Here is a 23,041-nt window from a genome sequence, read left to right as displayed (position 1 = left end):
ACCTCAGTCCGTGCCGACGGCGCGCGCCTGCTTGGCCTTGTCGCGGCGTCCCGCGATCAGCGAGGACGGGCAGAGGTCCTCGACCACGCAGCTGCCGCACCGGGGACGCAGGGCGTCGCAGACCCGTCGACCGTGCAGGATGATGACGAGGCTGGCCGGGCCGTACAGCTCCCGGGGGAACAGCCGCATCAGGTCCTTCTCGATCCTGACCGCGTCGTCGTTGCGGGTGAAGCCGAACCGCTTGGACAGCCGCGTCACGTGGGTGTCGACGGCGATGCCGGCATCGGGGTCCTCCAGCAGGGCCTCCGGTGCGGAGCCGGCGAGGACGACGTTGGCGGTCTTGCGGGCGACCCCCGGCAACGTCAGCAGGTCCTTCATCCGCAGCGGGACCTCGCCGTCGAAGTCCTCGATGAGCGCCTGGCAGATCCCGCGGATCGACTTGGTCTTCTGCCGGTAGAAGCCCGAGGACTTGATGTCGGTCTGCAGCTCCTCCTCCGGGACCGACAGGTAGTCCTCGGGGGTGCGGTACTTCACGAACAGCGTCTTGGTGATCTCGTTGATCTTCTTGTCCGTGGACTGCGCGGACATGACCGTGGCGATCAGCAGCTCGAAGGGGCTGGAGTGGTCGAGCTCGATGACCCCGCCCTCGTAGGTCGCCATCAGGCGATCGACGATGACGGGTGCCCGCAGCGTCTTGCCGCTGTCGCGGTCCAGCGGACGGCCCGTGGCGGGCACGGAGGGGGTGGCGTCGGAGGAGTCAGTCATCGGCCGGGCAGCCTACCGGCCCGCCCACCCGACGCCCGCCACTCCGCCATCGGGGACGCCCGTCATTCATTCGCCGGGGACGAACGCCTCGGCGGCCAGCAGGTCGGCGTCGACCTGCAGCAGGAACAGGCCGTCGTAGGCGTTGACCGCCACGACCCCGTCGTCGAAGTAGGGGTAGTTGGACCAGGTCCCCACGAAGCTGGCGTTGTCGTGGTCGGGGAACACGTCGAAGTGGGCGATCTCGGCCAGGGTGCCACCGTCGTAGAGGCCCTCGGTGTCGAGGATGCGCAGGCCAGCGGCGTAGTTGGACTGGTACAGCAGCCCGTCGCGTGTGTACATGTTGTGGTCGATGGCCGTCGTCGGGCCGAAGTACTCCACCGGCAGCTGCGGGGCGGTCAGGTCCTCGAAGTCGAAGATCATCGTGCGGGTGTTGAAGCCGAAGGTCTGCTCGTCGGTCTCGTCGCCCAGCAGGAAGAAGCGGTGGTCCTCCGTCAGCCAGCCCTGATGGACGTAGCTGGACCGGGTGTAGGGGAACAGGCCCAGGCGCACGGGCGCGGCCTTGTCGGTGACGTCGACGATGGAGACCCATTCCTCGGCGGCGTTGAAGCAGATCTCGTGGTCGGTGAACCGGGTGTCGGGACCGTGGTAGGTCACGCACTGGGCGTCGTGGACGTACAGGTCCAGCGCCGAGCAGCCAGCCGAGGTCGGGACCGCCGGATCGGAGATGTCGACGAAGTGCAGGCCACCGCGACCGCACAGCACGTCGTTCACGGTGTTCCCGGAGGTGCCGCCCACGATGTAGGCGAAGTCGGTGTCGGGGTTGATGACGATGTTGTGGGAGGTGTTGGACGCGTCGCGGTAGTGCGCGAGGGCGGCGTGCTCGCGGGTCGGGTCGACGTCGAGGCCGTCGAGGGTGGTCAGGTCGAACACCTGCATGCCGTGCGCCGATGCCTCGGCCACGATGTAGGCGTGGTTGCCGCGGACCTTGATGTCCTTCCAGACGCTGAACTCCGTGGCCGGGTTGGGCAGCTCACCGAGGTTCTCCAGGGTCGGCAGGCCGGTGTCGGCGTCGGTGACGATGCGGAAGAAGGCCGTGGAGTTGGTCTTGCCCATCAGCACGTACTCCTCGCCGGTCGTGGGCGAGGTCCAGCCCCACACGTCGCTGCCCTCCAGCTTCTCCGGTGAGCTGTCGCCGTAGAACTCCTGCCCGAGGCCCGCGACCGGCACGAACGCGAGCAGGTCGACGCCCTCGCAGGAGAAGGCGATCTCGGCGGTGACCGCGGCCACGCCACCGGTGCACTCGGCGGCGCCGAGGGGCTCGGTCACGCCCGCCAGCACGGCCGACGGGGATCCCTGCATGGCGGCGGACTTGTGGTCGTGGTCGCGCAGCTGGTCGGTGGTCCACATCGCCTGGAAGGGGCTGGCGAAGGCGAGGGTGCCCAGCAGCAGCAGGGCGCAGAGGATGGCGTTGGTACGCGACACGGGAGTTCCTTGGGGCGGGTTCGGCCGACGTCGTCACGACGTCGATGTCGTCGTGGGGACATTCGCCGTCGGGTCCGGGAACTCCTGCCCCCTCGACGACGACGCCGACGACCCGTCCGGGATCGGCCCAGCGGACGGACGATCAGCCCTCGGAGGTCCCGCCGTCGACGGGCAACATGACCGTGAACGTCGATCCCTCGCCGAGCACGCTGGACACGCGCACCTTGCCCTTGTGCCGCTCGACGGCGTGGCGCACGAGCGCCAGCCCGAGGCCGGTGCCACCCGCCGCCCGGCTGCGCGCCTTGTCGACTCGGTAGAACCGCTCGAACACCCGGTCCTGGTCGGCCTCGGGGATGCCGATCCCCGTGTCGGTGACACGCACCATCACCTCCGACGCGCGGCGCCTGACCTTGACCTCGACCCGACCGCCGTCCCGGTTGTACTGGATGGCGTTGAGGACCAGGTTGCCGATGATGACCTTCAGGTCCTCCGGGTAGCCGATGACGCTGACGTCGGGGGTCGCGTCGAAGGCCAGGCGGATCCCGCGCGCCTCGGCGGTCTCCCGTGCCCGTTCGACCTGGGCCTCCGCGAGCTCGGTGACGTCGACCCGCCGCTGGCCGCGGCCGTCGACGCCCTCCTCCAGGCGGGTGAGGTCCAGCAGGTCGCGGACCAGCTGCGCCAGCCTGGTCGCCTCCAGCTGCACCCGCTCGGCCATCGTGCGGGCCCGTTCCGGATCGCGCTCCATCGCCATGGTCAGGGAGTCCGCCAGCGCCTGCATGCCGGTGACGGGCGTCTTCAGCTCGTGGGAGGCGTTGGCGACGAAGTCGCGGCGCATGTGCTCGACCCGGCGGATGTCGGTCAGGTCGGTCACGACGATCGCGACCTCGTTGACCGCGATGCGGCTGAGGTTGGCCTCCAGCTCGCGCCCGTTGCGGGTGACGGAGACGTCGACGACCCGGTCGGTCTCCAGCACCTCCCTGACGGCCTCGGCCAGGCCGGCCACCCCGAGGGCCCGCATCGGGGTCAGGTCGACGAGGTCCTCGGGGAGGGCGAAGGTGTCGCGGGCCGCGGGGTTGGCGTAGGCCAGCACACCGTCGGTGAACAACATCACCGACGCGGGGATGGCGTCGAGCACGCGCTGCACCCGTTCGCGTTCGTCGCGGAGGGACTCGAAGCGGTCGCGCAGCACCGTTGCCACGTCGTTGAGCGCCTGGACCAGCCGCTGCCACTCGCGCCCGCCCTCGGCGGTGAGGGTCTGCGGCTGCTCGACGTCGGAGGCGAACTTCACCACCTGGTCGGCCACGCCCCGGAGGCGTTCCTCGGAGATCCGCAGCAGCAGGGCGTCCAGCCCCAGGCCCGCCAGGCCGAGCAGCGGGACGACCCACCACATGGCCGAGCGACCGGCCGCCCCGACGAGGGCAGCCAGCATCATCGCCAGCGGCAGCAGGTAACGGGTGCGGCGCAGCATGCCGCTATCGTCCCCCGCGCCGTGCGGTCAGTCGGTGAACTTGTACCCGACCCCTCGGACGGTGACGATCAGCTCGGGGTTGCGCGGGTCGTGTTCGATGCGTCCGCGGATGCGCTTGATGTGCACGTCGAGGGTCTTGGTGTCCCCCACGTAGTCGGCGCCCCAGACCCGGTCGATGATGAGGTCGCGGGTCATGACGCGGCCGGCGTTGCGGACCAGCAGCTCGAGGAGCGCGAACTCCTTGGGCGGCAGGTCGACCAGCTCGCCCCGGACCGACACCTCGTGGCGCTCGGGGTCGATGCGGACGGCCTGGACCTCCAGCGGCGCGCCCATGTCGGGCAGGTCCCAGTCGGCGCCGCGCCGCAGGACGGCACGCACCCGTGCAGCCACCTCACGCATCGAGAACGGCTTGGTGACGTAGTCGTCGGCCCCCAGCTCGAGGCCGACCACCTTGTCGATCTCGGAGTCCTTGGCCGTCAGCATGATGATCGGCACGGCCGACGTGCTGCGCAGCTGCTTGCAGACCTCGGTGCCGGGCATGCCGGGCAGCATCAGGTCGAGCAGGACCAGGTCGGGGCGCTCTCGGTCGAACATCTCCATGGAGGCCTTGCCGTCCATGGCAGACACCACCTCGAAGCCTTCGGCCGACAGGCCGTACTCCAACGCATCGACGATTGCGGGTTCGTCTTCGACCACCATGATCTTGGGCATCGTCCCGCGAGGGTAGGCGCCGTGGCGCGGTTCGAGCTTGTTCGCAGCCCGCTGGTCAGGCGATTTCATGGGCGGTTCATGTTCCTGTCCAACCGTGTTCAGCGTGGGCGCCAGCCTGCCGGTCGAGACTCGGTCGTGCAAGATCGGGGTATGACCATCCCCGACCACCCCGCGCAGCCCGACGAGGGCCCCCGCGCAGAACAGAGCGTCGAGGAGAGGACCATCCGCGCCATGGGCATGCTGCGAGTCGACTACCACGTCGCGTTGCTGCACGTGGAGGACGACCTGCTCCGCCTCGGCCGAGCCGTCGAAGCGGCCGTCGTGCCCGCCACCGACGCCCTGCTGCAGGGTGACGTCGAGGAAGCCCAGCGGATCATCAGCCGCGACGACGCCATCGACCTGGGCACCCACGAGGCCGAGGACGTGGTGCACGGCCTGATCACCCGCCAGGCACCGATCGCCGACGAGCTGCGCCTGCTCCTGAGCCTCCTCTCCCTCGCCCGCAGCGTCGAACGCATCGGCGACTACACCGTGAACATCGCCAAGCTGACCCGAGGACTGCGCGGGTGGGGTCCCGACGACCTGACCGCACAGGTCCGCGAGATGGCGCTGGCCGCCGAACGCGCGGTCCGGACGGCGCTGGACCTGTTCAGCCGTCGGGACCCGCGTGGGGTCGAGCAGATGGCCGAGGTCGAGGACCGGCTCGACCGCCTGCGGGACGGGCTGATCGGGCGACTGATGACCCACGCCGCCGAGGGAACGGGGGCCACGGAATGGGCGATCATGATGATCCAGGTCGCCCGTCACCTGGAGCGGATCGGCGACCACGGGGTCGGGATCGCCGAGAAGGGCCAGTGGATCACCACCGGCGAACGCCGCCCGCCCCGCGCCGCTCGCGGCTAGGGCCAGCCCTTACCGACGCATCGCCTGGACCAGCCGGTCCAGCTCCTCCAGGGTGTTGAAGAAGTGGGCGCCGACACGGATGCCGCCACCGGGGCGGTAGTCGACGACGATGCCCTCCGCGATGAGGCGTTCGGCTGCCGCCGCGGTGCGATCCCCGAGGGAGAGGGTGACGCCGCCGGCCCGGTGTTCGACGGTGAGGGGGGAGTTGACGGTGAACCCGTGACCCCGCGCGGCCGCGACCAGGTGGCTGGTCAGCACCTCGTGGGTGGCGCGGATCCGGTCGGTACCGACCTCGGCGATGATCTCGTACCCCGCCCGCGCGCTGTACAGCGACGGGATCGACGGCGTGCCGCCCATCCAGCCGAGCGCCCCCGGTCCGGGGCGCCACTCGTTGGAGAACCCGAACGGGTCGTCGTGGCCCAGCCAGCCGACCGCCCACGGGCGCCAGCGCTCGCGCACCCCCGGGTTGACGTACATGTAGCCCACCCCGGGGCCGCCGCACAGCCACTTCACGCTGCCGCCGACGTAGAAGTCACAACCCAGCGACATGACGTCCACCGGCATGTGGCCCATCGCGTGATAGCCGTCGACCACGACGACCGCGCCCATCTCGTGTGCCTTCGCGATGATCTTCTTCACGTCGACGATGGCGCTGGTCCGGAAGATGACGTGGCTGACCACGACCAGCGCCGTGCGGTCGTCGATGTTGGCGCAGAACCGGTCGGCGTCGATGCCGATGGCCCCGTCGGGTTCGTCGACCACGTGTACCCGCGAACGGCGGTGCTGCTCGAGCAGGTGGTGGTGGCTCGGCCAGTCGATCTCGGAGATGACGACGGTGTCGCGGGCACCCCAGTCGATGCCGCTCACCACGATGGCCATCAACGACGCGACGTTCTGGTGGACCGTGACGGTGCCCTGTGGCGCCCCCATGAGGGACCCGAGCAGGTCGGCGACCCGCCGGACCTCGGGCAGCCACGTGGTGCGCCACGCCTCCACGCCCTCCGTGGCCCACGCGTCGGTGAACGCCTGCAGTGACGCGGGCACCGTGTCGGGCATCGCGCCCAGGGAGTTGTTGATCAGGTACGTCTGCGTCGACAGGATCGGGAACCGCTCGCGCCAGCTCGCGACCTCGGCGTCGGTCAGGGGGGTAGCCACCATGCGCGGAACGATACGAGAACCCGCCCATCGGTGTCGGCACCCCGGCGCTGTTGTTCGTCGGGCCGTGTCGCCGATGGGCCGTGTCGTTTGCTCGGGGCCCGTCGCCGCATGGCACAGTCCCCCGTCATGGCACGACCCCAGCTCTCCCCCGGCGTGTACTGGCCCAAGGACCGCTCGACCACGACCGCCGACGGCGCGACGATTCGATGGACGACGCTGTCCGACCGGGGCGGCAACGACCGCCCGACCGTGGCGTTGCTGTCGGGGTTCCTCTGCGCCGACACCTGGTGGCACGACATGGCCCCGGCCCTGTCGGACGCCGGCTACCGGGTGCTGCTGCTGCACTACCGGGGCATCGCCACGTCCGGTCTGCCGCGAACCGGCCTGGACCCCCGGGGCCTGTCGGTCGAGCGGTTCGCCGAGGACGTGCTCGACGTGCTGCACGCCGCGGGGGTGGCCGAGGTCTCGCTGGTCGGGCACTCCATGGGCGGGCAGGTCATGGTCGAGGTGGCCCGCCGCATCCCCGGTCGCATCCGCTCGATGGTCGGGGTGACCGCCGCCGACCGGTCCCCGTTCCGCGACCTGTACGGCGCGGGCTGGCTGGCCCATCCGCTGGTCAGCACCGTCCTGCGCGGCCTGCGGCTGCTGCGCGAACCGATGGGCACCGCCGTGTACCGCACCGTCTGGCGCACGTTGCCGTTCGTGCCGCTCGCGCGGGCGAGCACGGCGTTCGGGCCGTTGACCCCGGCCGACGTGCTGCGCTCCTACACCGATCACGCGGCGCAGCTGAGCGGGGCGTACTTCACCTCCGTCCTGCATGCCATGCACCGCCACGATCCCGGTGACCTGCTGCGGGCCCTGCACCAGCCGACCCTGCTCGTCTCGGGATCACACGATCCGTTCACGCCGCTGGCCACCGCCGAGCGCATGGCTGACCACCTGCCGGCCGCGGACCTCGTCGTCATCCCCGAGACCACCCACGGGGCGATCCTCGAAGCCTCCACGGAGGTCAACCGGGCGGTGCTGCGCCACCTGCAGCACCACCACCCCGCAGACCCCCGCTCCTGAGGTCGAGCGCTGCGCCCGATGGTTCAGTGGCGCGCGACGGCTGCCCGCTGGAGGACGTCGTGGGTGGCCGAGGAGGGGTCGCCCTGCTCACGGCGCCACCGCCCTGCGGGATCGAGGATCCACGCCGATGACTCGTCGGCCAGCAGCACGTCGAGGATCTCCTGCAGCCGCGCACGGTTGCCCGGGTCGGTGATCGGGACGATCGCCTCGACCCGCCGGTCGAGGTTGCGCGACATCATGTCGGCCGACCCGATCAGGTAGTCCACGCCCCGGTCGGGTGTGCCGAACCGGAAGATGCGGGAGTGCTCGAGGAACCGGCCGATAACCGACCGCACCCGGATGCGTTCGCTCAGGCCCGGGATGCCCGGCAGGACCGCACACATCGACCGCACGACGAGGTCGACCTCGACCCCGGCCCCCGATGCCTCGTAGAGGGCGTCGATGATCTCCCGGTCGACCAGGTTGTTGCACTTGATGACGATACGGCCCTCGGGGCCCGCGTCGACCTCGCGACGGATGCGCTGCAGGAGGCCCTCGCGCATGGTCCGGGGCGCCACCAGGAGCGTGTCGTAGGCGTCGGTGGCGGAGTAGCCGGTCAGCATGTTGAACAGGTGCGACAGGTCCCCGCCGACGTCCGGCCGGGTGGTGAACACGCCGAGGTCCTCGTAGATGCCCGCCGTCGCCGGGTTGTAGTTGCCGGTGCCGATGTGGGCGTACCGACGCAGCCGCCCGTTCTCCTCCCTCACCACGAGGCAGGTCTTGGTGTGGGTCTTCAGGCCGATCAGGCCGTAGACGACGTGCACGCCCGCGGACTCGAGGTTCCGGGCCCGACGGATGTTGGCTTCCTCGTCGAACCGTGCCTTGAGCTCGACCAGGGCGACGGTCTGCTTGCCGGCTTCGGCAGCCCTGATCAGCGCGGCCACGATCGGGCTGTCGATCCCGGTCGTGCGGTAGATCGTGAGCTTGATCGCCACGACCTTCGGATCGTCGGCGGCCCGCTCGATGAAGGCCTGCGTGGTGTGCTCGAACGACTCGTAGGGGTGGTGCACGAGGATGTCGCCGGCGCGGATCCGCGACCACATCTCCTCCCCCCGGCCGATCGAGGCGGGGACGCGGGGCGTCCACTTGGCGTCCTTCAGGTCGGGACGGTCCAGGCCGTAGAGCTGCCACAGGCCACCGTGGTCGAGCAGGCCGTCGATCCTGACCACGGCGGCCTCGTCGACGTCCATCTCGGCCATGAACGGGGCCAGCAGGTCCTCGTGGCAGTCCGCCGCGACCTCGATGCGCACGACCTTGCCGAAGCGACGCTCCAGCAGGCCCGACTCGATGGTCTCCAGCAGGTCCTCGGCCTCCTCCTCCGCGAAGGCGCCGTGGGCATGGCGGGTGACCCGGAACATGCCGTGCTCGAGGACCTCCACTGAGGGGAACAGCCGCGGCAGGTGGGCGGCGATGACCTGCTCGGTGGGGACGAACCGCAGGTGGCCGTCCGGTTCGGGCGGGAGCGCCACGAAGCGGGGCAGCTGGTGGGGGATCTTGACCCGTGCCAGCGACGTGCCGCCGTCGGCCAGCCGGAGACGGACCGCCAGGTTCATCGACAGGGTGGAGATGTGCGGGAACGGGCGGCCGGGGTCGATCGCCAGCGGGGTGAGGATCGGGTACATCCGTTCCTCGAACACCGCGGTGCAGTGGGCCCGTGCCTCCTCGTCGAGGGAGGTGTGGTCGACCAGCGCGATGCCCTCCTTCTCCAGCTCCGGGGTCAGGACCTCCTCGAGGATCCGTCCCTGGCGGCGGGCCACGTCGCCGAGGATCGCCCGGATGGCCGCGAGCTGCCCGGCGGCGCTGAGCCACCCACGTGCGTCCTCGCCCAGGTCGGCGTCCTGTCGGATCAGGTCGAGGCGCTTCTGGACCCACTCGTCGGTGTTGCCGGAGTGGATGGCGCAGAACTTCACGCGCTCCAGCAGCGGCTGCGCCGGATCCAGGGCGAGGGCGAGGACACGGGCGTTGAAGGCCAGCTGTGTCAGCTCACGGTCGCCGTAGCGGGCCCCCTCGGGCGCAGGCGGGAACGGGGCAAGCGGATCGAGGTGGTCGTGCACACCCGCAGCCTGACACACCCCGGTGAACGGCGGGTGTCCGTCAGCGCCCCACCCCTCAAACCCCCTCGGCGCCCAGCTCCCGGAGCTTCTCCACCGTGTGGATCGCGCGGATGTAGCGGACGGTGCCGGACTTGCCGCGCATGCACAACGAGTCGGTGGTCACGCCGGACCCGGTGTAGTCCACGCCGGGGACCAGGTCGCCGGTCGTGACACCGGTGCAGACGAAGAAGGTGTCCTGGCTGGAGACCAGGCGCTCGGTGGTCAGGACCTCGTCGAGGTCGTAGCCCTGCTCGTTGGCGGCCGCGGTCTCCTCGTCGTTGCGGGCCCACAGTCGGCCGAGCATCTCGCCACCCAGCGCACGGATGGCGCAGGCGGTCGTGACACCCTCGGGTGTGCCGCCGATGCCGATCAGCACGTCGACGGCCTTGTCGGGCATCGCCGCGAGCAGTCCGCCGGCCACGTCGCCGTCCATGATCAGCCGCAGGCGCGCGCCGGCGTCCCGGACGTCCTGGGCCATCTCGGCGTGCCGGTCGCGGTCCAGCATCATCACCGTCAGGTCGTTGACGGCCTTGCCCTTGGCCTTGGCGATCCGGGCCAGGTTGTCCTTGATCGGCGCGTCGATGTCGACCGCGCCCTTGGCCTCGGCACCGACGATCCACTTGTTCATGTAGACCATGGGCCCCGGGTTGAACATGGTGCCCCGGGGCGCCATCGCGAGGACCGCCAGCGACCCCGGTCGACCCTGCGCCAGCAGCCGCGTGCCGTCGATGGGGTCCACGGCGATGTCGGTCTGGGGACCGTTGCCGGACCCGACCTCCTCGCCGTTGAACAGCATCGGCGCCTCGTCCTTCTCGCCCTCGCCGATGACCACGACGCCGTCCATGTCGACGGTGTCCAGCAGCTGGCGCATCGCGTCGACGGCGGCCTGATCGCCGGCCTCCTTGTTGTTGCGGCCCATCCAGCGGCCGGCGGCGATGGCTGCCGCCTCGGTGGCGCGGACGAGTTCGAGGGCAAGGTTGCGATCCGGCTTGGTGGTCATGACGGCAGGCTACCCAACTCCTGCGCCGATCCCGAGTGCCCCGCTGGCCCAGGGCGGCCGGCTAGCGGTGTTTCCAAGCGACCGCCGACCAGCCCGACGTCGTCTTCGGGTTGGGGGCGGTCAGCGCGGTGAAGTCCCCGCCGGCCTCGGCCAGGGCGTGCAGCGCGTCGTTCTCCGCGGCGACCCGGTCACCGAGGCCCGAGAACCGATCGAACTGGGCCTTGAGGTAGGTGATGGCGTGGGGGTGGTTGCCCGCGATCGCGGTTGCCACGTCCACCGCCGCCTCCAGCGGATCGGTGTCGACCAGCCGCTGGACCAATCCGATCCGGTGGGCCTCGGCCGCGTCGATCATCCGTGAGGTCAGCACCAGGTCCTTGGCGGTGCCCAGTCCCACGAGGCCGACCAGCTTGGCGGGGCCGACGGGGAAGCCCAGCGATGCGCCGGGGAACCGGAACCGTGCCGTGGCGTCGGCCACACGGATGTCGCAGGCGGCCGCCACCTCCACTCCCCCGCCCACGCACGACCCGGTGATGCCGGCCACGGTGGCCTTCGGACTGGTCGCGACGGCCTCGTAGACCATCCCGAACAGCTCCATGCGGCGGACCTGTCCGGCCCGGTCCATGGCCTCCTTGAGGTCGGCACCCCCGGAGAAGTGCCCGGCGGCGCCGGTCAGGACGATCGCGGCGACGTCGTCGTCCTCACGCGCGTCGGTGACCGCATCGAGCAGCTGTCCGAGCAGCGCGGTGCTCATGGCGTTGCGGGCGTCCGGCCGGTCGAGCTCCAGCACGCGGACGACCCGGTCGGGCACCTTCTCGGCGGAGGCGGCGGCGATGGGACGGTCGGTGGCGTTGACGAGCGGCATGGAGGAGGAGGCTACGGCCTCCTCGCCGACAGGTCAGACCCGCACGGGGCCGGGCAGCCGGACCACCGTCGTCCAGTACTGCCGGAGGGCGTCGGTCAGGCGGTCGTACTCCGAGACGTCCGACGGCTTGACGATGTAGCTGCTTGCGTGGCCGCGGTAGGACGAGGCAATGTCGGCCGGTGCGTCGGAGGTGCTGAGGACGATCACCGGCACCTCGACCAACACGTCGCTGCCCTTGATGTAGTCCAGTAGCTCCAGCCCGCCGATGTAGGGCAGGTTCAGGTCGAGGAGGATCAGGTCGGGACGCGGGCCCTCGGCCCGCTCGACCGCCCGCAGGAGCTCCAGGGCCGCCTGGCCATCGGTCGCGACGAGGAGCTCGGCGTCGAAGCCGACGTCCTGCATGGACTCGTCGATGAAGACGACGTCGGCGCGACTGTCGTCGACGAGCAGGACCCTGAACTGGTGTTCGACGGTCATACCGGCGGCTCCTGGAGGGTGAAGGTGATCCGGGTCCCGACGTCGACACCCCGTTCGACGTCGATGACACCACCGAGCAGCTCCACGCAGCGACGACAGATCGCCAGGCCGATCCCGGTGCTGTCGCTTCGTGTCGAGCCGAGCCGCTCGAACATGTCGAAGGCACGGTCGGCGAAGCGGTCGTCGATGCCGATGCCGTTGTCGGCCACGGTGCAGGTCCACGTGGCGCCCACGCGTGCGGCGGTGATGGTCACGACGGGGGGCCGGTCGGGGTGGCCGTAGCGGACGGCGTTGGAGACGAGGTTCTGCACGACCCGACGCACCAGCGCGGCGTCGGTGGCCACGACCAGCCCGGTGCGGCACTCGATCCGCGCGCCTGCCTCGGCGATCGTGGTGCCCATGGTGGCCACGACGTCGGCCACGAGGTCGTCGAGGTCGACGAGCTCGATGTCCAGCGCCGAGCGACCGACCCGCGAGTACTCCAGCAGGGCCTGGATCATCGCCCGCATGCGGGTGGTGCCGTCCGTCACGAACCCGAGGTACTGCTGGCCGCGTTCGTCGAGGACGTCGCCGTACCTGGTCTGCAGCCGGTCGACGAACATCGACACGTGTCGCAGCGGTTCCTGCAGGTCATGGGACGCGAGGTAGGCGAACTGCTCCAGCTCGGCGTTGGTGCGTTCCAGCTCTGCGGTTCGTTCGACGATGCGCTGCTCGAGCTCGGCGTTCAGCTGCGACAGCTCGCGGCGGGCGTCGGCCAGCTCGGTGATGTCGCGCACGGAGACCGCCAGCTCGTCGTGCTCGAGCCGCGAGAACCGCACGTGGAAGGTCCGGTTCCGACCGTCCACCTCCATCAGGTGCTCGAAGGACACGGGGTGTGCGGACGTGCGTGCGGCGACGCGCGCGGCGTCGGCGCGTTGGAGGACGTTGGCGGGCAGCAGCTCCGACATCGGTCGACCGATGTCGGTGTCGCTGAGCCGGGCCGGTCCGCCACCACCCTGGTGGAAGCCGAGGAGGGTGCCGTCGCCGGCCACACGGAAGTGCATGTCGGGGAAGGCCGCCAGGATCATCTGGATCTCCCGGGTGGCCTCGGCCACCTCCTGCGCGGCAGCCCGGGTTCGCCTGCGCGACCGTTCCATCGTCGCCGCGGCAAGGGCCACGACGAGCGAGACGAGGCTCCCGATGCTCCAGACGGCCGACGGCGAGGTCCCGCTGGCGCGGGCGCCGGGGGCGAGCACGGTCCGGACCGCCCACACACGGTCGGCCGCCGCGACCTCGACCTCGTGCATCGGACCGTCGACCCCGCCGTCCGCCGCCGCATCGGCGACGACGACCCGGTTCTCGGCGTCCGCACCCGCGGTGCTCCCGGAGACATCGGTCACCGTCACGAGTACATCGGGTTCGCCGTCGAGGGCAGGGCCGAGGAGGTCCTCGATCCGGATCACGACGACGGCCACGCCGACGAACGCCCGCCGACGCGCCTCGACGGTCGGCGGGACCGCCTCGGTGTCGTAGACCGGCACGTCGACGATGACCGCCCGTCCGCCCTGGACCAGGTCCAGCGGGGCGGTGATGGACGGCATGCCGGACTCCCCCGCTGCGACCGTCACCTCGCTGCGCCCCGGGACGAGGAGGAGGTCCAGGCCGTAGGCGGCCTCGTTGCCCTCGACGGGATGGACGTAGTCGATGAGGTAGTGCTGCTCGGCGTCGTCCAGCCGGAGGTCCAGCTCGGGGTACCCCAGGTCGGCACGGGTGGGATCGTCCGTCCGGGTGGCGAGGAACTCCCCGACCGACTCGGCGGGCACCACGCGGGTGAACTCGACCGCGGCGGCGCTGGCGAAGAGCGCCTCGGCGGTGTGCAGGTCGAGGCGTCGATGGAACGACGCGACGTCCATGGGCCAGTCGAGCATCATCTCGTTGCGCAGCGCCTGGAGGCTCGACACCTCCGCACCCATGCGGTGCTCGACCTCCTGCGCGACACGTGCGGCCGCGGCCGCGACCCGCTCGTCGTCGTCGCGGTGTCGGTCGGCGCCGACCGCGCCGGCAAGGAGGGCGGTCAGCAGCAGCCCGAAGGCCAGCACACCCACGAGGATGGCCGCGCACGCTGGCCAGGGTCGGTCCGGGCCGGATCCGGACGATCGAGAACCCGACCCCGGAACCGCCCCCCGTGACCCCGGTGCCCCCTCGACACCAGTGTCGGACCTGGAGGCGACGTCGACCGCGCTCACGACCGCAGCATCCCCTGCGTCGACCTGGCGACCCGCCGCGCGGCCTTGTCGCGGTACATGTCGAGGTCGGCGACCCGCAGCAGGTGCTCGAGGTCCATCTCGCGGTCGCCGCAGGGCCGATGGGCCGCACCGATGCTGACCCCGAAGTCCCGTGGGACCAGTCCACGATCCCCGAGCCCGTCGACGGCGTCGCGGACCCGTTCGACGATGGAGGCCCCTGCCGCCGGCTGGTCGCCGACCACGAGGAGCGCGAACTCGTCGCCACCCACCCGGGCGGCGATGTCGACGTCCCGACAGCAGCTCGACAGGACCTCACCGACCGCACGGAGCACCTGATCGCCGTAGGCATGGCCATGGGCGTCGTTGATGGCCTTGAACGCATCGAGGTCCAGGTACAGCAGCGTCACCGGCGACCCCGTGCGGTCGGCATGCCGGAGGTGCTGTCGACCGAGGAAGTCCAGGCCGCGTCGGTTGTGCAGGCCCGTGACCGGGTCCTCGAGGGCCAGGGACTCGACCTCCACCAGCAGCCGGTGGCGCTCGATGGCGTGCTGGACCGCGCGCAGCAACCACGGCGAGTCCATCATCTGCTTGGGCAGGAACTCCTGCGCGCGCTCGGCGAGCGCCGTCGAGGCCGTGTCCGCATCGTCGTTGCCGGTCAGGATCACGATCGGGGTGTCTGGTGCGGCCAGGGCGAGCTCGCGGAAGCCCGGCAGCCCCTGGGCGTCGGGCAACCCCATGTCGTAGATCACCGCATCGAAGGCCGTCTGCTCGAGGGACGCCACTGCCTGGCCGAGGCTCGGCACACGGTCCACACGGACGTCGATCGGCGCCGCCTCGGTCAGCCGTTCATGGACGACGACGGCGTCGGCGTCACTGTCCTCGACGACGAGGACGTGCAGATGGCGTCGATGCATGCCACCACGATCGGCCTGCCCGAGGCGAAGCTGAGACGCCGCGACGGGGAGATCGTCCCGGGCTGTCTCCTGCGATGCGATCCGGGGTCAGACGGCCTTCTGGCCGAACCGCCGCGCGAACCCCGGCAGCAGCCACTGCGCTTCGGCAGCGGCGGTCCGCGCCGTGGCCGTGGGCACCACGATGATCACGTCGGTGCCGTCGGCCGCCGTTCCCCACAGCCGCAGGGACATGTCGTCCCTGGCCGCTTCCGCAGCCGCGACGAGCAGCGGGAGGGCGGGGAGGTGCAGGTCCAGGGGACCCGCGGAGGTCGGGACCGACAGGCCGACCCCACCGTTGGGGTCCGCGGACACCGTCCCCTCGGCCAGCGGGTGCCCGACAACCCGGGCGTCGAGGGCCAGTCCACCCCGACGAGGAGTGACCCGGACGGGGCGGGTCGGGACCGGATCGGCCTCCGGCACGCCCCGGTCGACGACCGTGCAGAGGATCTGCAGGCGCGCAGCCGCGTGCTGGTGCAGCAGCCGGACCGGCCCCTCCGCGAGGTGGATGCAGGCCATGCCCTTGGCTGCGCGGATGCGGGTCCGACCGCTGGCCCACGATCCGGCGGTGTTGAGGTGCGTGGCGACGGTCGCCAGCTCCCCGGAGGGGATGGTGCCGAAGCGAGCGTGCCAGCCGGTGTCGAGGCCACCCTCGAGGATGCCGAGGTGGATCTCGCCGTCCCGGTGGACGGCCCACATCCCCTCGTCGAGACGCGCGTGCACAACAACCCTTCCTGCTTCGGCTCGGCACGACGTGGCGGGTACGTCGGGCCCGGCGCGTCGGTGGCGCCTCCACTGGGGGTTCGCCGCCGACCCCGGCGGTTCCTGCTCGGGTCGTGGCTGTTCGTCCCGTGTTCCCCGAACGGCCATCCATCGGACGGATCCGTGGGCTCAGACGAGTTCGAGCTGGGGACGCTTGGGCGGCTGTCCGGCGATGAGGGTGTCGCGCGCCACGCGCTTGGTGACGAAGCGTGGGGCGACGACCGCGGTGCGGTACAGGCGGTAGAGGCGTTCTGCCCGCGGACGCCGGGCGAGGTAGCTGGGGTCCGGTTGCGGGACGTCCAGCGCCCGGGCGAACCGTCGGGCGAAGCGCAGGTGGCCGAGGGGCGAGGGGTGGACCCGGTCCAGGGCCAGCTCCTCGGCGGTCATCGGCAGGTCGTCCTCGAGGTCGACCAGGACCAGGTCCTGGGCCCGGGCCGCGGCACGGGCGGATTCGTTGAGCACTCGCACGCGGCCTCGCCACAGGCGCGCCACCGCGCTGAGGTGCCCGAGGTCGGGCAGTGTGCACGTGACGATCGTCGCGTCGGGCAGCGCACGACGGAGGTCCTCGAACAGGGCGAGGACCTCGTCGTGCACGCGACGGCGGGGGAACGCGAGCGCGATGACGTCGTTGATGCCGGCGACGGCCGTGACGAGGTCGGGGGCCATCGCCGCCGCCTGTGGTGCCTGGTCCCGTCGGATCTCGTGGGCTCGCACGCTCGGACGGGCAAGGTTGGCGTACACGACGTCGGGAACGGTTGCCCGCAGCCCGTGGGCGACCATGTCGGCGAAGCCACGAAGCTCGCCGTTGGGATAGGCGTCGCCCTTTCCTTCGGTCAGGGAGTCACCGAGGGCGACGAATCTGCGGTAGCTCATCGGGACGGAAGTATGGCACCACGCCTGGAGGAGGTGGATTGATTGATCGGTCGATCAACCACCGGTACCCTTCATCTCGGACACCTCACGTCACCCCCGGGCAGGCCGGTCGCGGTCGCCCCGATGCGCCTCGTTCGCGGGGTTTCGTGGGGCCCCTGCCCCCCGATGTCACACCCATGGTGTTCCATGTGATCAGAACACACGTTCACCACAGGAGACACCAGACATGCACGCTTCCCCCATCGAATCGACCGCCTCCGTTCACGACCTGGCCACCGGCCACACGCCCCTGACGCAGTCCTCGGACCTCGGGTCGCTCCTGACGGTCACCGAGGTCGCGGACTACCTGCGGGTCTCGGAGATGACGGTCTACCGCTTGATCAGCAGCCGGCGCATCGGCGCCAGCAAGATCGGGCGCTCGTGGCGTATCCCGGTCGCCGACGTCAAGGCCTACGTCGAGCAGCAGCACGTCCCGCGGGCGAGCTGACCGCCAGCTGCCCGTGCGTCGACTCCAGGCGATCGCATGGTCGAGCTCGGGGGATCAGCCGTAGCCGATGAACCCGGTGTCCAGGTCCTCGCCGCTGACGGCGATGACCTTCTCGTCCGGAGCCGACGGGAGGACGGTGGCCAGGTAGCTCTCGACCGCGAGCTCCATGCCGACGTCCCGCCCTGCCTCCTCCGACAGGATCCACTTGTGTCGGAGGATCTCGATGAAGACCTCGACCGGTTCCAGCTTGCCCTGAAGGGTGTCGGGGATGGCCTGGACCGTCGGCTCGAAGACCTCGGTCAGCCAGCGGAACGCCGCGGCGCTGGTGGGCAGCTGGTGCCCAGTCGTGGACTCCACCCACGACCGGTAGCTGGCGAGGTCGTTGAGCAACGCCCGCGCCTGCCCCTCCTGGGCACGGATGCCGGTCAGGTCGGTCAGCCGCCTGGAGTGGTGGCCCTGCTCGGTGACGGACGTGCGCAGCCGCAGCTTCCCGCGTTCGCCGCCCTCCAGCGGGACGACCTCGACCTCGTCGACGTGGAAGCCCAGCTCGTTGAGGCGACGGATCCGTTCGTCGATCAGGTACCGCTCGTCGGTGCCCACGACCTCGTCGCGGGTCAGCTCCTCCCACAGCGCGTCGTACCGCGTCCGCAGGCCTTCGGCGGTCTCCAGCGGGTCGAGCCCCTCCTCGACCCCGAGCTCGGCCTGCACGTCCATGAGTCCACCGGCGATGTTCGTCTCGGCGATCTCGAGGTCGACCAGCCGCTGGCCGTCGGACAACGAGGCGTGTCGCTCGCCGGTCTCCATGTCCACGACGTAGGCCGCCAGCGCCCCCGCATCCCGCTTCAGCAACGTGTTGTTGAGCGAGCAGTCGCCCCAGAAGTACCCGGCGAGGTGCATGCGGACCATGAGCAGCGAGAGTGCGTCGAGCAGCCGCTCGCCGACTGCCCGCCCCTGGATGCGGCCCTCTTCCTCCTCCTGGCCCCAGCGGGTCAGGAACAGGTGGCGATACGGCAGGCTGTAGTCGAGGTAGCGGGTCACCAGGATGTCGTCGAGGTCGTCGCGCTGGACGACCCCGATCACGTCGACGACCGGCAGGCCGTCCGCAGCCATCTCGCGCAGCAGGCGGTACTCGCGCCGGGCGATGTCGCCGGGCAGCTCCTTGAGGGCGTAGATCCCCTCGCCGACGACCAGGAACCGCACGACGTGCCGGTGGGTCCCACGGGCGACCTCCACGAAGGACCGTTGGTCCCACGACTCCAGCGGCAGCGTCCACGGCTGCGTCAGCAGGAACGGTTCGCTCCGGCGGGCGAGCAGGCGCCAGCTGCGTGCAGTCATGACCTCCCGAGCCTAGCGGAACGGCCGGTGAACCTGCGGCCCCTGTCACGGTGGGCTAACGTGCCCGTCATCATGAGTCGCGACGTGCCAGACGACCCGTTCGCCGCGCTTGAGGGCGAGCCGCCGCAGGGGCGCCCGCTGCTGCAGGAAGCGATGGACGAGTGCGATCGGCGCCTGAAGGCGGTCGCCGACCTGGTCTCCGACGCGATCGGCCCGATGACCGAGGCGTTCCTGTCCGGCGACACGCTGACCGCGCAGAAGCTCGTGGCCGCGGACCGCGAGATCGACGTCCGCTGTCAGGAGCTGGAGGAGATGGGCTTCGTGCTGATCGCCCGCCAGGGCCCGGTGGCGCGTGACCTCCGTCGGGTCATCGCCATCCTGCGCTGCGTCAACGACGTCCTGCGGTCCGGTGACCTGCTGCGCCATGTCGGCGAGTCGTTGCGCTGGATCCATCCGCCGTCGCTGAACCCCAAGCTGCGCGAGACCGTGCAGCAGCTGGGCACGATCAGCCAGCAGCTGTTCGAGGGCGGGGTCGAGGCCTGGATGTCACAGGATGCCCTGGCCGCCAACGAGCTCGAGGACGCCGACGACCAGGTCGACCTGCTGCAGAAGGTGCTGCTGACCGACCTGTACACCGGTGAGCAGTCCGTCGAGGAGGCCGTCAGCCTGGCGCTGATCGCCCGGTACTACGAGCGCATCGCCGACCACGGCGTGGAGATCGCCCGGCAGGTGTCCTTCGTCGTCACGGGCGACCGCGTCTGAGGCGAGACCGGCAGCCGCAGCCAGAAGTGGTTGCCGTCGACGCTGGTCCGCAGCCCCAGCTGGCCGCCGTGGGCGGTCATCAGGGACCGGCACACGTACAGCCCGAGGCCGACCCCGTCGCCGGTCGTCCTGCCGCGCTGGAACGGCTCGAACAGTCGCTGGACGTCGACTGCGTCGATCGGGTCGCCCGGTGAGGAGATGGTGACGACCGCGTCGTCGCCGTCCCGTCGCACGGTGACCGTCGCGCGTCCCGCCCCGTGCACACGGGCGTTCTCCAGCAGGTTGTCGACGATCTGTCCGAACCGGTCGACGTCGATGTCCACCCTCGCGTCGTCGTCGACGACCAGCACGGGGCGCCCGACCGACCTGGCCCCCACGATCGCGGCTACCGTCGCGGCCAGGGACTGGGTGGTCGGGAACAGCCGGAGTCGGCCGAGCGCCACCGCGGTGGCATCCACCGCGTCGTCGGACAGCCGCTGCAGCCGGTCGACCTGGGCCACGATCCCGGCGGCCGCCCGGGGGATCAGGTCGGTGTCGACCTCGTCGGCGAGCAGCTCGGCCCACCCCCGGATCATCTGCAGCGGCGACCGCAGCTCGTGGGCGACGACCCCGAGGTGGCGATCGCGCTGCACGACCGCCTCGGCGGTGGACTCGCCCGCCAGGCCCTGCCGTCCACCGGTGACGAACACCTCGACCCAGCCGTCGAGCACCTCACGGGCGACGCCGTTGCGCTGCGCGACCAGCTCAGCGCTGACGCCCGCCAGCACCGCCAGGACCGCGGTCGCCCTGGTGTCGGCGGTCACGGGCGACGATGCTGACTGCACATCCGGATGGCCTGTCGCTTCGTCTACCCGGTGCACCGCAACCCTTCGGTTTCGTCGACACCTCGATCCCGTCCACGTCGAGGTGCGTCGAGAGAAGGATCGTACGCATCGGCCGGCTGCACCATGATCCGTTCGAGGGGTTCCACATCGTCATAGTGGGCTAGTCCCTCCCCGCGGTCGTCGGCATCGGGCTCAGAACGACATCGCGGCCAGCTCGGCCAGCGGCGACCTGACCCCCTTGGCCATGGTGACGTGGCCGAACAGCTCGGTGCCCTTCAGCTTCTCGATGAGCGCGGCCATGCCGCCGTGGGGCGAGATGTAGGGGTTGTCGACCTGCGACAGGTCCCCGCAGAACACCACCTTGGATCCCAGCGCCATCCTCGTCAGGATGACCTTCAGGGTCGGCAGCTCCAGGTTCTGCGCCTCGTCGACGATCACGAACTCGTCGGTGATCGAGCGGCCGCGGAGGTACGTGATCGCCGCCATCTCCAGCTGACCGCGGTCCAGCAGCGCGTCGACCATGCGCTGGACGTGCCCCTGGCCGTGGAAGGGGCTGTCGGAGTCCTTGCGGAACAGGCTGTAGAGGTTGTCGTGGACCGCCGCCATCCACGGCGACAGCTTGTCGTCGAGGTCACCGGGCAGGAACCCGACCTCCTGGCGACCGACCGCGACCAGGGGGCGGTAGACGCTCAGCCGTCGGTAGGTGGACCGCTCCACGACCTGCTCGAGGCCGGCGGCCAGGGCCAGGAAGGTCTTGCCGGTCCCCGCCATGCCCATCAGCGACACACAGGGCACGGCCGGGTCGGTCAGGAGGTCCAGCGCGAAGGTCTGCCGGACGTCGCGTGGCTGGACGCCGAAGGCTCGCGGCGACCCCGGGACGCGGGTCACGACGACCTCGTCGTCACGGATCTCGGTGACGCGCGCCAGCCCGGAGCCGGACTGGCCGGACTTCAGCACGAGGCACTGGTTGGTCCAGTGGGCGTGCGCCCGGTCCGCCAGCACCGCCTTGCCGTCGGTGTGGAAGTCCGCCATCCACGACTCGGCGACCTCGATCTCGTCGATGCCGGTGTAGTGGTGGTCGACCTGCACCTGGTCTGCGCGGTAGTCCTCGGCCGGGGCTCCCAGCTGCGCGGCCTTGATCCGGAGGGCCGCGTCCTTGGTGACCAGCGTCCCGTTGAGCGCCAGCGCCACGGCGAGGATCCGGTGGTCGGGCTTCATCGGGTCCAGGTACTTCGGCAGCGCCTGGTCGACGTGGTTGCGCTCCACCCGCAGGGTCCCGCCGCCGCTGAGGGTCACCGGTGACACGAGCCCGTCGGGGCTGCCGGTGCGCAGCTCCTCGATCTGCCGGATGGCGTGCCGGGCGTTGCGCCCCACCTCGTCCATGCGCGTCTTCTGCCGGTCCAGCTCCTCCACGACCACGAGCGGGAGCACGACCTCGTGCTCGTCGAAGCGATACATCGCCTGTGGGTCGGCCAACAGCACACACGTGTCGATGACGTAGCTGATCCGGTTGTCCATCAGGGTGGCCTCTCTGGTTGAACGGTCTGGCTGAACTCGCGAGCAGAGCTGGGCGTATGCAGTTGTGGGAGGCGGGCCGACCCGCGTGGGGTCAGTCCGGCGGTGGGTGGTAGGTCGCGTCGACGCAGCGGGCGTCGGAGAAGGTGAGGGTGAAGCGGCCGCCCTTCTTGCAGCGCACGTCGGTGACGTCGAGGCCGTCACGGCCGACGATCAGCGCGACGACGGCCGGGATGACGTCACCGTGGGAGCAGGCCACCACGCGCTTGCCGGCGTAGGTGGCGACGACCCGGTCGACGAAGCCCACGGCCCGTCCGCCCAGCCAGGCGGAGGTGACCCAGGCGTCGCCGCCGTCGTGCACCGGCAACGAGACGACCTCACCGAGGACGTCCTCCTCGACCGCGTGCACGCCGAGGGTGTCGGCCAGCGGGTCGAGGGTCTGCAGGCAGCGCGTCCATGGGCTGGAGAACAGCTTCGCGATGGGCGCGCCGGTGTGGAGCTCCTTGGCCAGCGCCCGCGACTGGTCCATGCCGACGTCGGTCAGCGGTCGTTCGCGGTCCGGTCGGCCCCACCAACGGTCGCGGCTGTGCGCCTTGGCGTGACGGACGAGTTCGATGACGGTTTCCACTCCTGTTGGCACTCTACGACTCCTGGCCGTCGGTTCCGTGCAGGTGTCCCCGCCGTTCGCTCAGCCGTCCTCCCCCGCCCACTTCGGGTGGTCGGGGAACAGCTCCCTGAGGGTGGGGTTCTGCTGGTCCTTCTCGCTGAGGATCGGGTCCTCCAGCGGCCAGTCGACACCCAGGTCGGGGTCGTCCCAGATCACCGCCGGCTGCGTGACCCCCGCCTGCCAGTAGCCGCTGACGTCGTAGAGGTAGTCCGTCCGCTCCTCGCCGAGGGTGACGAAGGAGTTGGCCAGCCCCTCGCTGATGAACAGCCGGATGCGCTCGCCGTCGGGCGGTGCACCGAGGAGGAACGTCTCGACGGTGCCGAAGGTCGGCGAGTCCGGCCGGATGTCGGCGATCGCGGCCATGGCCAGGCCACGCACGACGTAGACGCACTTGTCCCACGGCTCGGCGTGGAACCCGCGCAGCACACCGGGCACGGAGTGGGAGTGGTTGCCCTGGCGGAACGTCACCGGACGTCCGAGGGCCTCGTCGAGCTCGCGGACCTGATAGGTCTGGCGGAAGAAGCCGCGGTCGTCGTCGTGGGTGTCCCAGCGGACCACGAGGAGCCCGTCGATTGAGGTCTGTTCGATCGGCATGGCGGGCAGTGTCGCACGCCC

Annotated in this window: 22 protein-coding genes; 4 read left to right on the top strand and 18 right to left on the bottom strand. The window is 70.6% G+C overall.

Translation table 11 applies throughout. The features are described 5' to 3' along the window. Positions 1 to 3: 3 nt before the first annotated feature. The 4 genes from nth to CUC05_RS14515 all read right to left on the bottom strand — a co-directional run bounded on the left by nth (position 4) and on the right by CUC05_RS14515 (position 4,426). Positions 4 to 765 (bottom strand): endonuclease III, encoded by a 762-nt coding sequence (nth, locus tag CUC05_RS14530; protein ID WP_108666846.1) that lies wholly within the window; start codon positions 763 to 765, stop codon positions 4 to 6. Positions 766 to 831: 66 nt separating this feature from the next. Then, the gene (locus CUC05_RS14525; protein ID WP_108666845.1) at positions 832 to 2,247 is read right to left on the bottom strand and encodes a choice-of-anchor B family protein; all 1,416 of its coding nucleotides are present in this window, start codon (positions 2,245 to 2,247) and stop codon (positions 832 to 834) included. Between the two features lie 142 nt (positions 2,248 to 2,389). Next, a complete protein-coding gene (locus tag CUC05_RS14520) occupies positions 2,390 to 3,715 on the bottom strand; it encodes a sensor histidine kinase (RefSeq protein WP_108666844.1) in 1,326 nt (441 codons plus the stop codon). 27 nt (positions 3,716 to 3,742) lie between these two features. Then, the gene (locus CUC05_RS14515; protein ID WP_108666843.1) at positions 3,743 to 4,426 is read right to left on the bottom strand and encodes a response regulator transcription factor; all 684 of its coding nucleotides are present in this window, start codon (positions 4,424 to 4,426) and stop codon (positions 3,743 to 3,745) included. Positions 4,427 to 4,576: 150 nt separating this feature from the next. Between CUC05_RS14515 and phoU the strand changes: the two genes are divergently transcribed. Then, a complete protein-coding gene (gene phoU, locus CUC05_RS14510) occupies positions 4,577 to 5,329 on the top strand; it encodes a phosphate signaling complex protein PhoU (protein WP_157965581.1) in 753 nt (250 codons plus the stop codon). A gap of 9 nt (positions 5,330 to 5,338) precedes the next feature. Here phoU and CUC05_RS14505 read toward each other — a convergent pair whose 3' ends face one another. Then, positions 5,339 to 6,487 carry an aminotransferase class V-fold PLP-dependent enzyme gene (locus CUC05_RS14505; RefSeq protein WP_108666841.1) on the bottom strand — a complete coding sequence of 383 codons (1,149 nt, stop codon included), beginning with the start codon at positions 6,485 to 6,487 and terminating at the stop codon, positions 5,339 to 5,341. A gap of 126 nt (positions 6,488 to 6,613) precedes the next feature. Between CUC05_RS14505 and CUC05_RS14500 the strand changes: the two genes are divergently transcribed. Continuing rightward, the gene (locus CUC05_RS14500; protein WP_157965580.1) at positions 6,614 to 7,555 is read left to right on the top strand and encodes an alpha/beta fold hydrolase; all 942 of its coding nucleotides are present in this window, start codon (positions 6,614 to 6,616) and stop codon (positions 7,553 to 7,555) included. 23 nt (positions 7,556 to 7,578) lie between these two features. Here CUC05_RS14500 and ppk1 read toward each other — a convergent pair whose 3' ends face one another. The 8 genes from ppk1 to CUC05_RS14460 form a co-directional block, all read right to left on the bottom strand. Next, positions 7,579 to 9,648, bottom strand: coding sequence for a polyphosphate kinase 1 (ppk1, locus tag CUC05_RS14495; protein WP_157965579.1), 2,070 nt, complete (start codon positions 9,646 to 9,648; stop codon positions 7,579 to 7,581). A gap of 55 nt (positions 9,649 to 9,703) precedes the next feature. Next, the gene (glpX, locus tag CUC05_RS14490; RefSeq protein ID WP_108666838.1) at positions 9,704 to 10,687 is read right to left on the bottom strand and encodes a class II fructose-bisphosphatase; all 984 of its coding nucleotides are present in this window, start codon (positions 10,685 to 10,687) and stop codon (positions 9,704 to 9,706) included. Positions 10,688 to 10,748: 61 nt separating this feature from the next. Continuing rightward, entirely contained in the window at positions 10,749 to 11,549 is an 801-nt protein-coding gene (locus tag CUC05_RS14485) for an enoyl-CoA hydratase/isomerase family protein (protein ID WP_108666837.1), read from the bottom strand. Positions 11,550 to 11,582: 33 nt separating this feature from the next. Next, positions 11,583 to 12,026, bottom strand: a complete 444-nt coding sequence (locus CUC05_RS14480; RefSeq protein ID WP_108666836.1) for a response regulator — start codon at positions 12,024 to 12,026, stop codon at positions 11,583 to 11,585. Continuing rightward, positions 12,023 to 14,104 (bottom strand): CHASE domain-containing protein, encoded by a 2,082-nt coding sequence (locus tag CUC05_RS14475; protein ID WP_157965578.1) that lies wholly within the window; start codon positions 14,102 to 14,104, stop codon positions 12,023 to 12,025. Before CUC05_RS14475 ends, CUC05_RS14480 begins: the two co-directional genes overlap by 4 nt. A gap of 143 nt (positions 14,105 to 14,247) precedes the next feature. Then, on the bottom strand, positions 14,248 to 15,165 hold the full coding sequence (locus CUC05_RS14470) for a GGDEF domain-containing response regulator (protein WP_108666834.1): 918 nt from the start codon (positions 15,163 to 15,165) through the stop codon (positions 14,248 to 14,250). Between the two features lie 87 nt (positions 15,166 to 15,252). Beyond that, entirely contained in the window at positions 15,253 to 15,924 is a 672-nt protein-coding gene (locus CUC05_RS14465; RefSeq protein ID WP_157965577.1) for a hypothetical protein, read from the bottom strand. A 168-nt stretch (positions 15,925 to 16,092) separates the two neighbouring features. Continuing rightward, a complete protein-coding gene (locus CUC05_RS14460) occupies positions 16,093 to 16,836 on the bottom strand; it encodes an SGNH/GDSL hydrolase family protein (protein ID WP_108666832.1) in 744 nt (247 codons plus the stop codon). A 226-nt stretch (positions 16,837 to 17,062) separates the two neighbouring features. On the opposite strand from CUC05_RS14460, the gene CUC05_RS14455 reads away from it, so the two are divergent. Then, positions 17,063 to 17,323, top strand: a complete 261-nt coding sequence (locus CUC05_RS14455; RefSeq protein WP_108666831.1) for a helix-turn-helix domain-containing protein — start codon at positions 17,063 to 17,065, stop codon at positions 17,321 to 17,323. A 54-nt stretch (positions 17,324 to 17,377) separates the two neighbouring features. On the opposite strand, the gene CUC05_RS14450 is transcribed toward CUC05_RS14455, so the two are convergent. Then, complete coding sequence (locus CUC05_RS14450) at positions 17,378 to 18,658, bottom strand: DUF4032 domain-containing protein (RefSeq protein ID WP_108666830.1); 1,281 nt, start codon at positions 18,656 to 18,658, stop codon at positions 17,378 to 17,380. 72 nt (positions 18,659 to 18,730) lie between these two features. Between CUC05_RS14450 and CUC05_RS14445 the strand changes: the two genes are divergently transcribed. Then, on the top strand, positions 18,731 to 19,420 hold the full coding sequence (locus CUC05_RS14445) for a phosphate signaling complex PhoU family protein (RefSeq protein WP_108666829.1): 690 nt from the start codon (positions 18,731 to 18,733) through the stop codon (positions 19,418 to 19,420). On the opposite strand, the gene CUC05_RS14440 is transcribed toward CUC05_RS14445, so the two are convergent. The 4 genes from CUC05_RS14440 to CUC05_RS14425 all read right to left on the bottom strand — a co-directional run bounded on the left by CUC05_RS14440 (position 19,345) and on the right by CUC05_RS14425 (position 23,020). Next, on the bottom strand, positions 19,345 to 20,223 hold the full coding sequence (locus tag CUC05_RS14440) for an ATP-binding protein (protein WP_170128021.1): 879 nt from the start codon (positions 20,221 to 20,223) through the stop codon (positions 19,345 to 19,347). The genes CUC05_RS14445 and CUC05_RS14440 overlap by 76 nt on opposite strands. Before the next feature lie 213 nt (positions 20,224 to 20,436). After that, complete coding sequence (locus CUC05_RS14435) at positions 20,437 to 21,762, bottom strand: PhoH family protein (protein ID WP_108666827.1); 1,326 nt, start codon at positions 21,760 to 21,762, stop codon at positions 20,437 to 20,439. Positions 21,763 to 21,853: 91 nt separating this feature from the next. Next, positions 21,854 to 22,387, bottom strand: coding sequence for a histidine phosphatase family protein (locus CUC05_RS14430; protein WP_170128020.1), 534 nt, complete (start codon positions 22,385 to 22,387; stop codon positions 21,854 to 21,856). Positions 22,388 to 22,447: 60 nt separating this feature from the next. Continuing rightward, entirely contained in the window at positions 22,448 to 23,020 is a 573-nt protein-coding gene (locus CUC05_RS14425) for a dTDP-4-dehydrorhamnose 3,5-epimerase family protein (protein ID WP_108666825.1), read from the bottom strand. Positions 23,021 to 23,041 lie beyond the last annotated feature (21 nt).

The organism is Euzebya rosea (assembly GCF_003073135.1).
Classification (GTDB): Bacteria; Actinomycetota; Nitriliruptoria; order Euzebyales; family Euzebyaceae; genus Euzebya; species Euzebya rosea.
This window is presented reverse-complemented; position numbering and strand designations above follow the sequence as displayed.

Excerpts from the sequence above, each read along its gene's own strand:
- phoU (WP_157965581.1), top strand. The coding sequence starts at position 4,577 with ATGACCATCCCCGACCACCCCGCGCAGCCCGACGAGGGCCCCCGCGCA.
- CUC05_RS14450 (WP_108666830.1), bottom strand. The coding sequence starts at position 18,658 with ATGACTGCACGCAGCTGGCGCCTGCTCGCCCGCCGGAGCGAACCGTTC.
- CUC05_RS14505 (WP_108666841.1), bottom strand. The coding sequence starts at position 6,487 with ATGGTGGCTACCCCCCTGACCGACGCCGAGGTCGCGAGCTGGCGCGAG.
- CUC05_RS14520 (WP_108666844.1), bottom strand. The coding sequence starts at position 3,715 with ATGCTGCGCCGCACCCGTTACCTGCTGCCGCTGGCGATGATGCTGGCT.
- CUC05_RS14445 (WP_108666829.1), top strand. The coding sequence starts at position 18,731 with ATGAGTCGCGACGTGCCAGACGACCCGTTCGCCGCGCTTGAGGGCGAG.
- CUC05_RS14435 (WP_108666827.1), bottom strand. The coding sequence starts at position 21,762 with ATGGACAACCGGATCAGCTACGTCATCGACACGTGTGTGCTGTTGGCC.
- CUC05_RS14515 (WP_108666843.1), bottom strand. The coding sequence starts at position 4,426 with ATGCCCAAGATCATGGTGGTCGAAGACGAACCCGCAATCGTCGATGCG.
- nth (WP_108666846.1), bottom strand. The coding sequence starts at position 765 with ATGACTGACTCCTCCGACGCCACCCCCTCCGTGCCCGCCACGGGCCGT.
- CUC05_RS14485 (WP_108666837.1), bottom strand. The coding sequence starts at position 11,549 with ATGCCGCTCGTCAACGCCACCGACCGTCCCATCGCCGCCGCCTCCGCC.
- glpX (WP_108666838.1), bottom strand. The coding sequence starts at position 10,687 with ATGACCACCAAGCCGGATCGCAACCTTGCCCTCGAACTCGTCCGCGCC.
- CUC05_RS14480 (WP_108666836.1), bottom strand. The coding sequence starts at position 12,026 with ATGACCGTCGAACACCAGTTCAGGGTCCTGCTCGTCGACGACAGTCGC.
- CUC05_RS14425 (WP_108666825.1), bottom strand. The coding sequence starts at position 23,020 with ATGCCGATCGAACAGACCTCAATCGACGGGCTCCTCGTGGTCCGCTGG.
- CUC05_RS14470 (WP_108666834.1), bottom strand. The coding sequence starts at position 15,165 with ATGCATCGACGCCATCTGCACGTCCTCGTCGTCGAGGACAGTGACGCC.
- CUC05_RS14455 (WP_108666831.1), top strand. The coding sequence starts at position 17,063 with ATGCACGCTTCCCCCATCGAATCGACCGCCTCCGTTCACGACCTGGCC.
- CUC05_RS14460 (WP_108666832.1), bottom strand. The coding sequence starts at position 16,836 with ATGAGCTACCGCAGATTCGTCGCCCTCGGTGACTCCCTGACCGAAGGA.
- CUC05_RS14500 (WP_157965580.1), top strand. The coding sequence starts at position 6,614 with ATGGCACGACCCCAGCTCTCCCCCGGCGTGTACTGGCCCAAGGACCGC.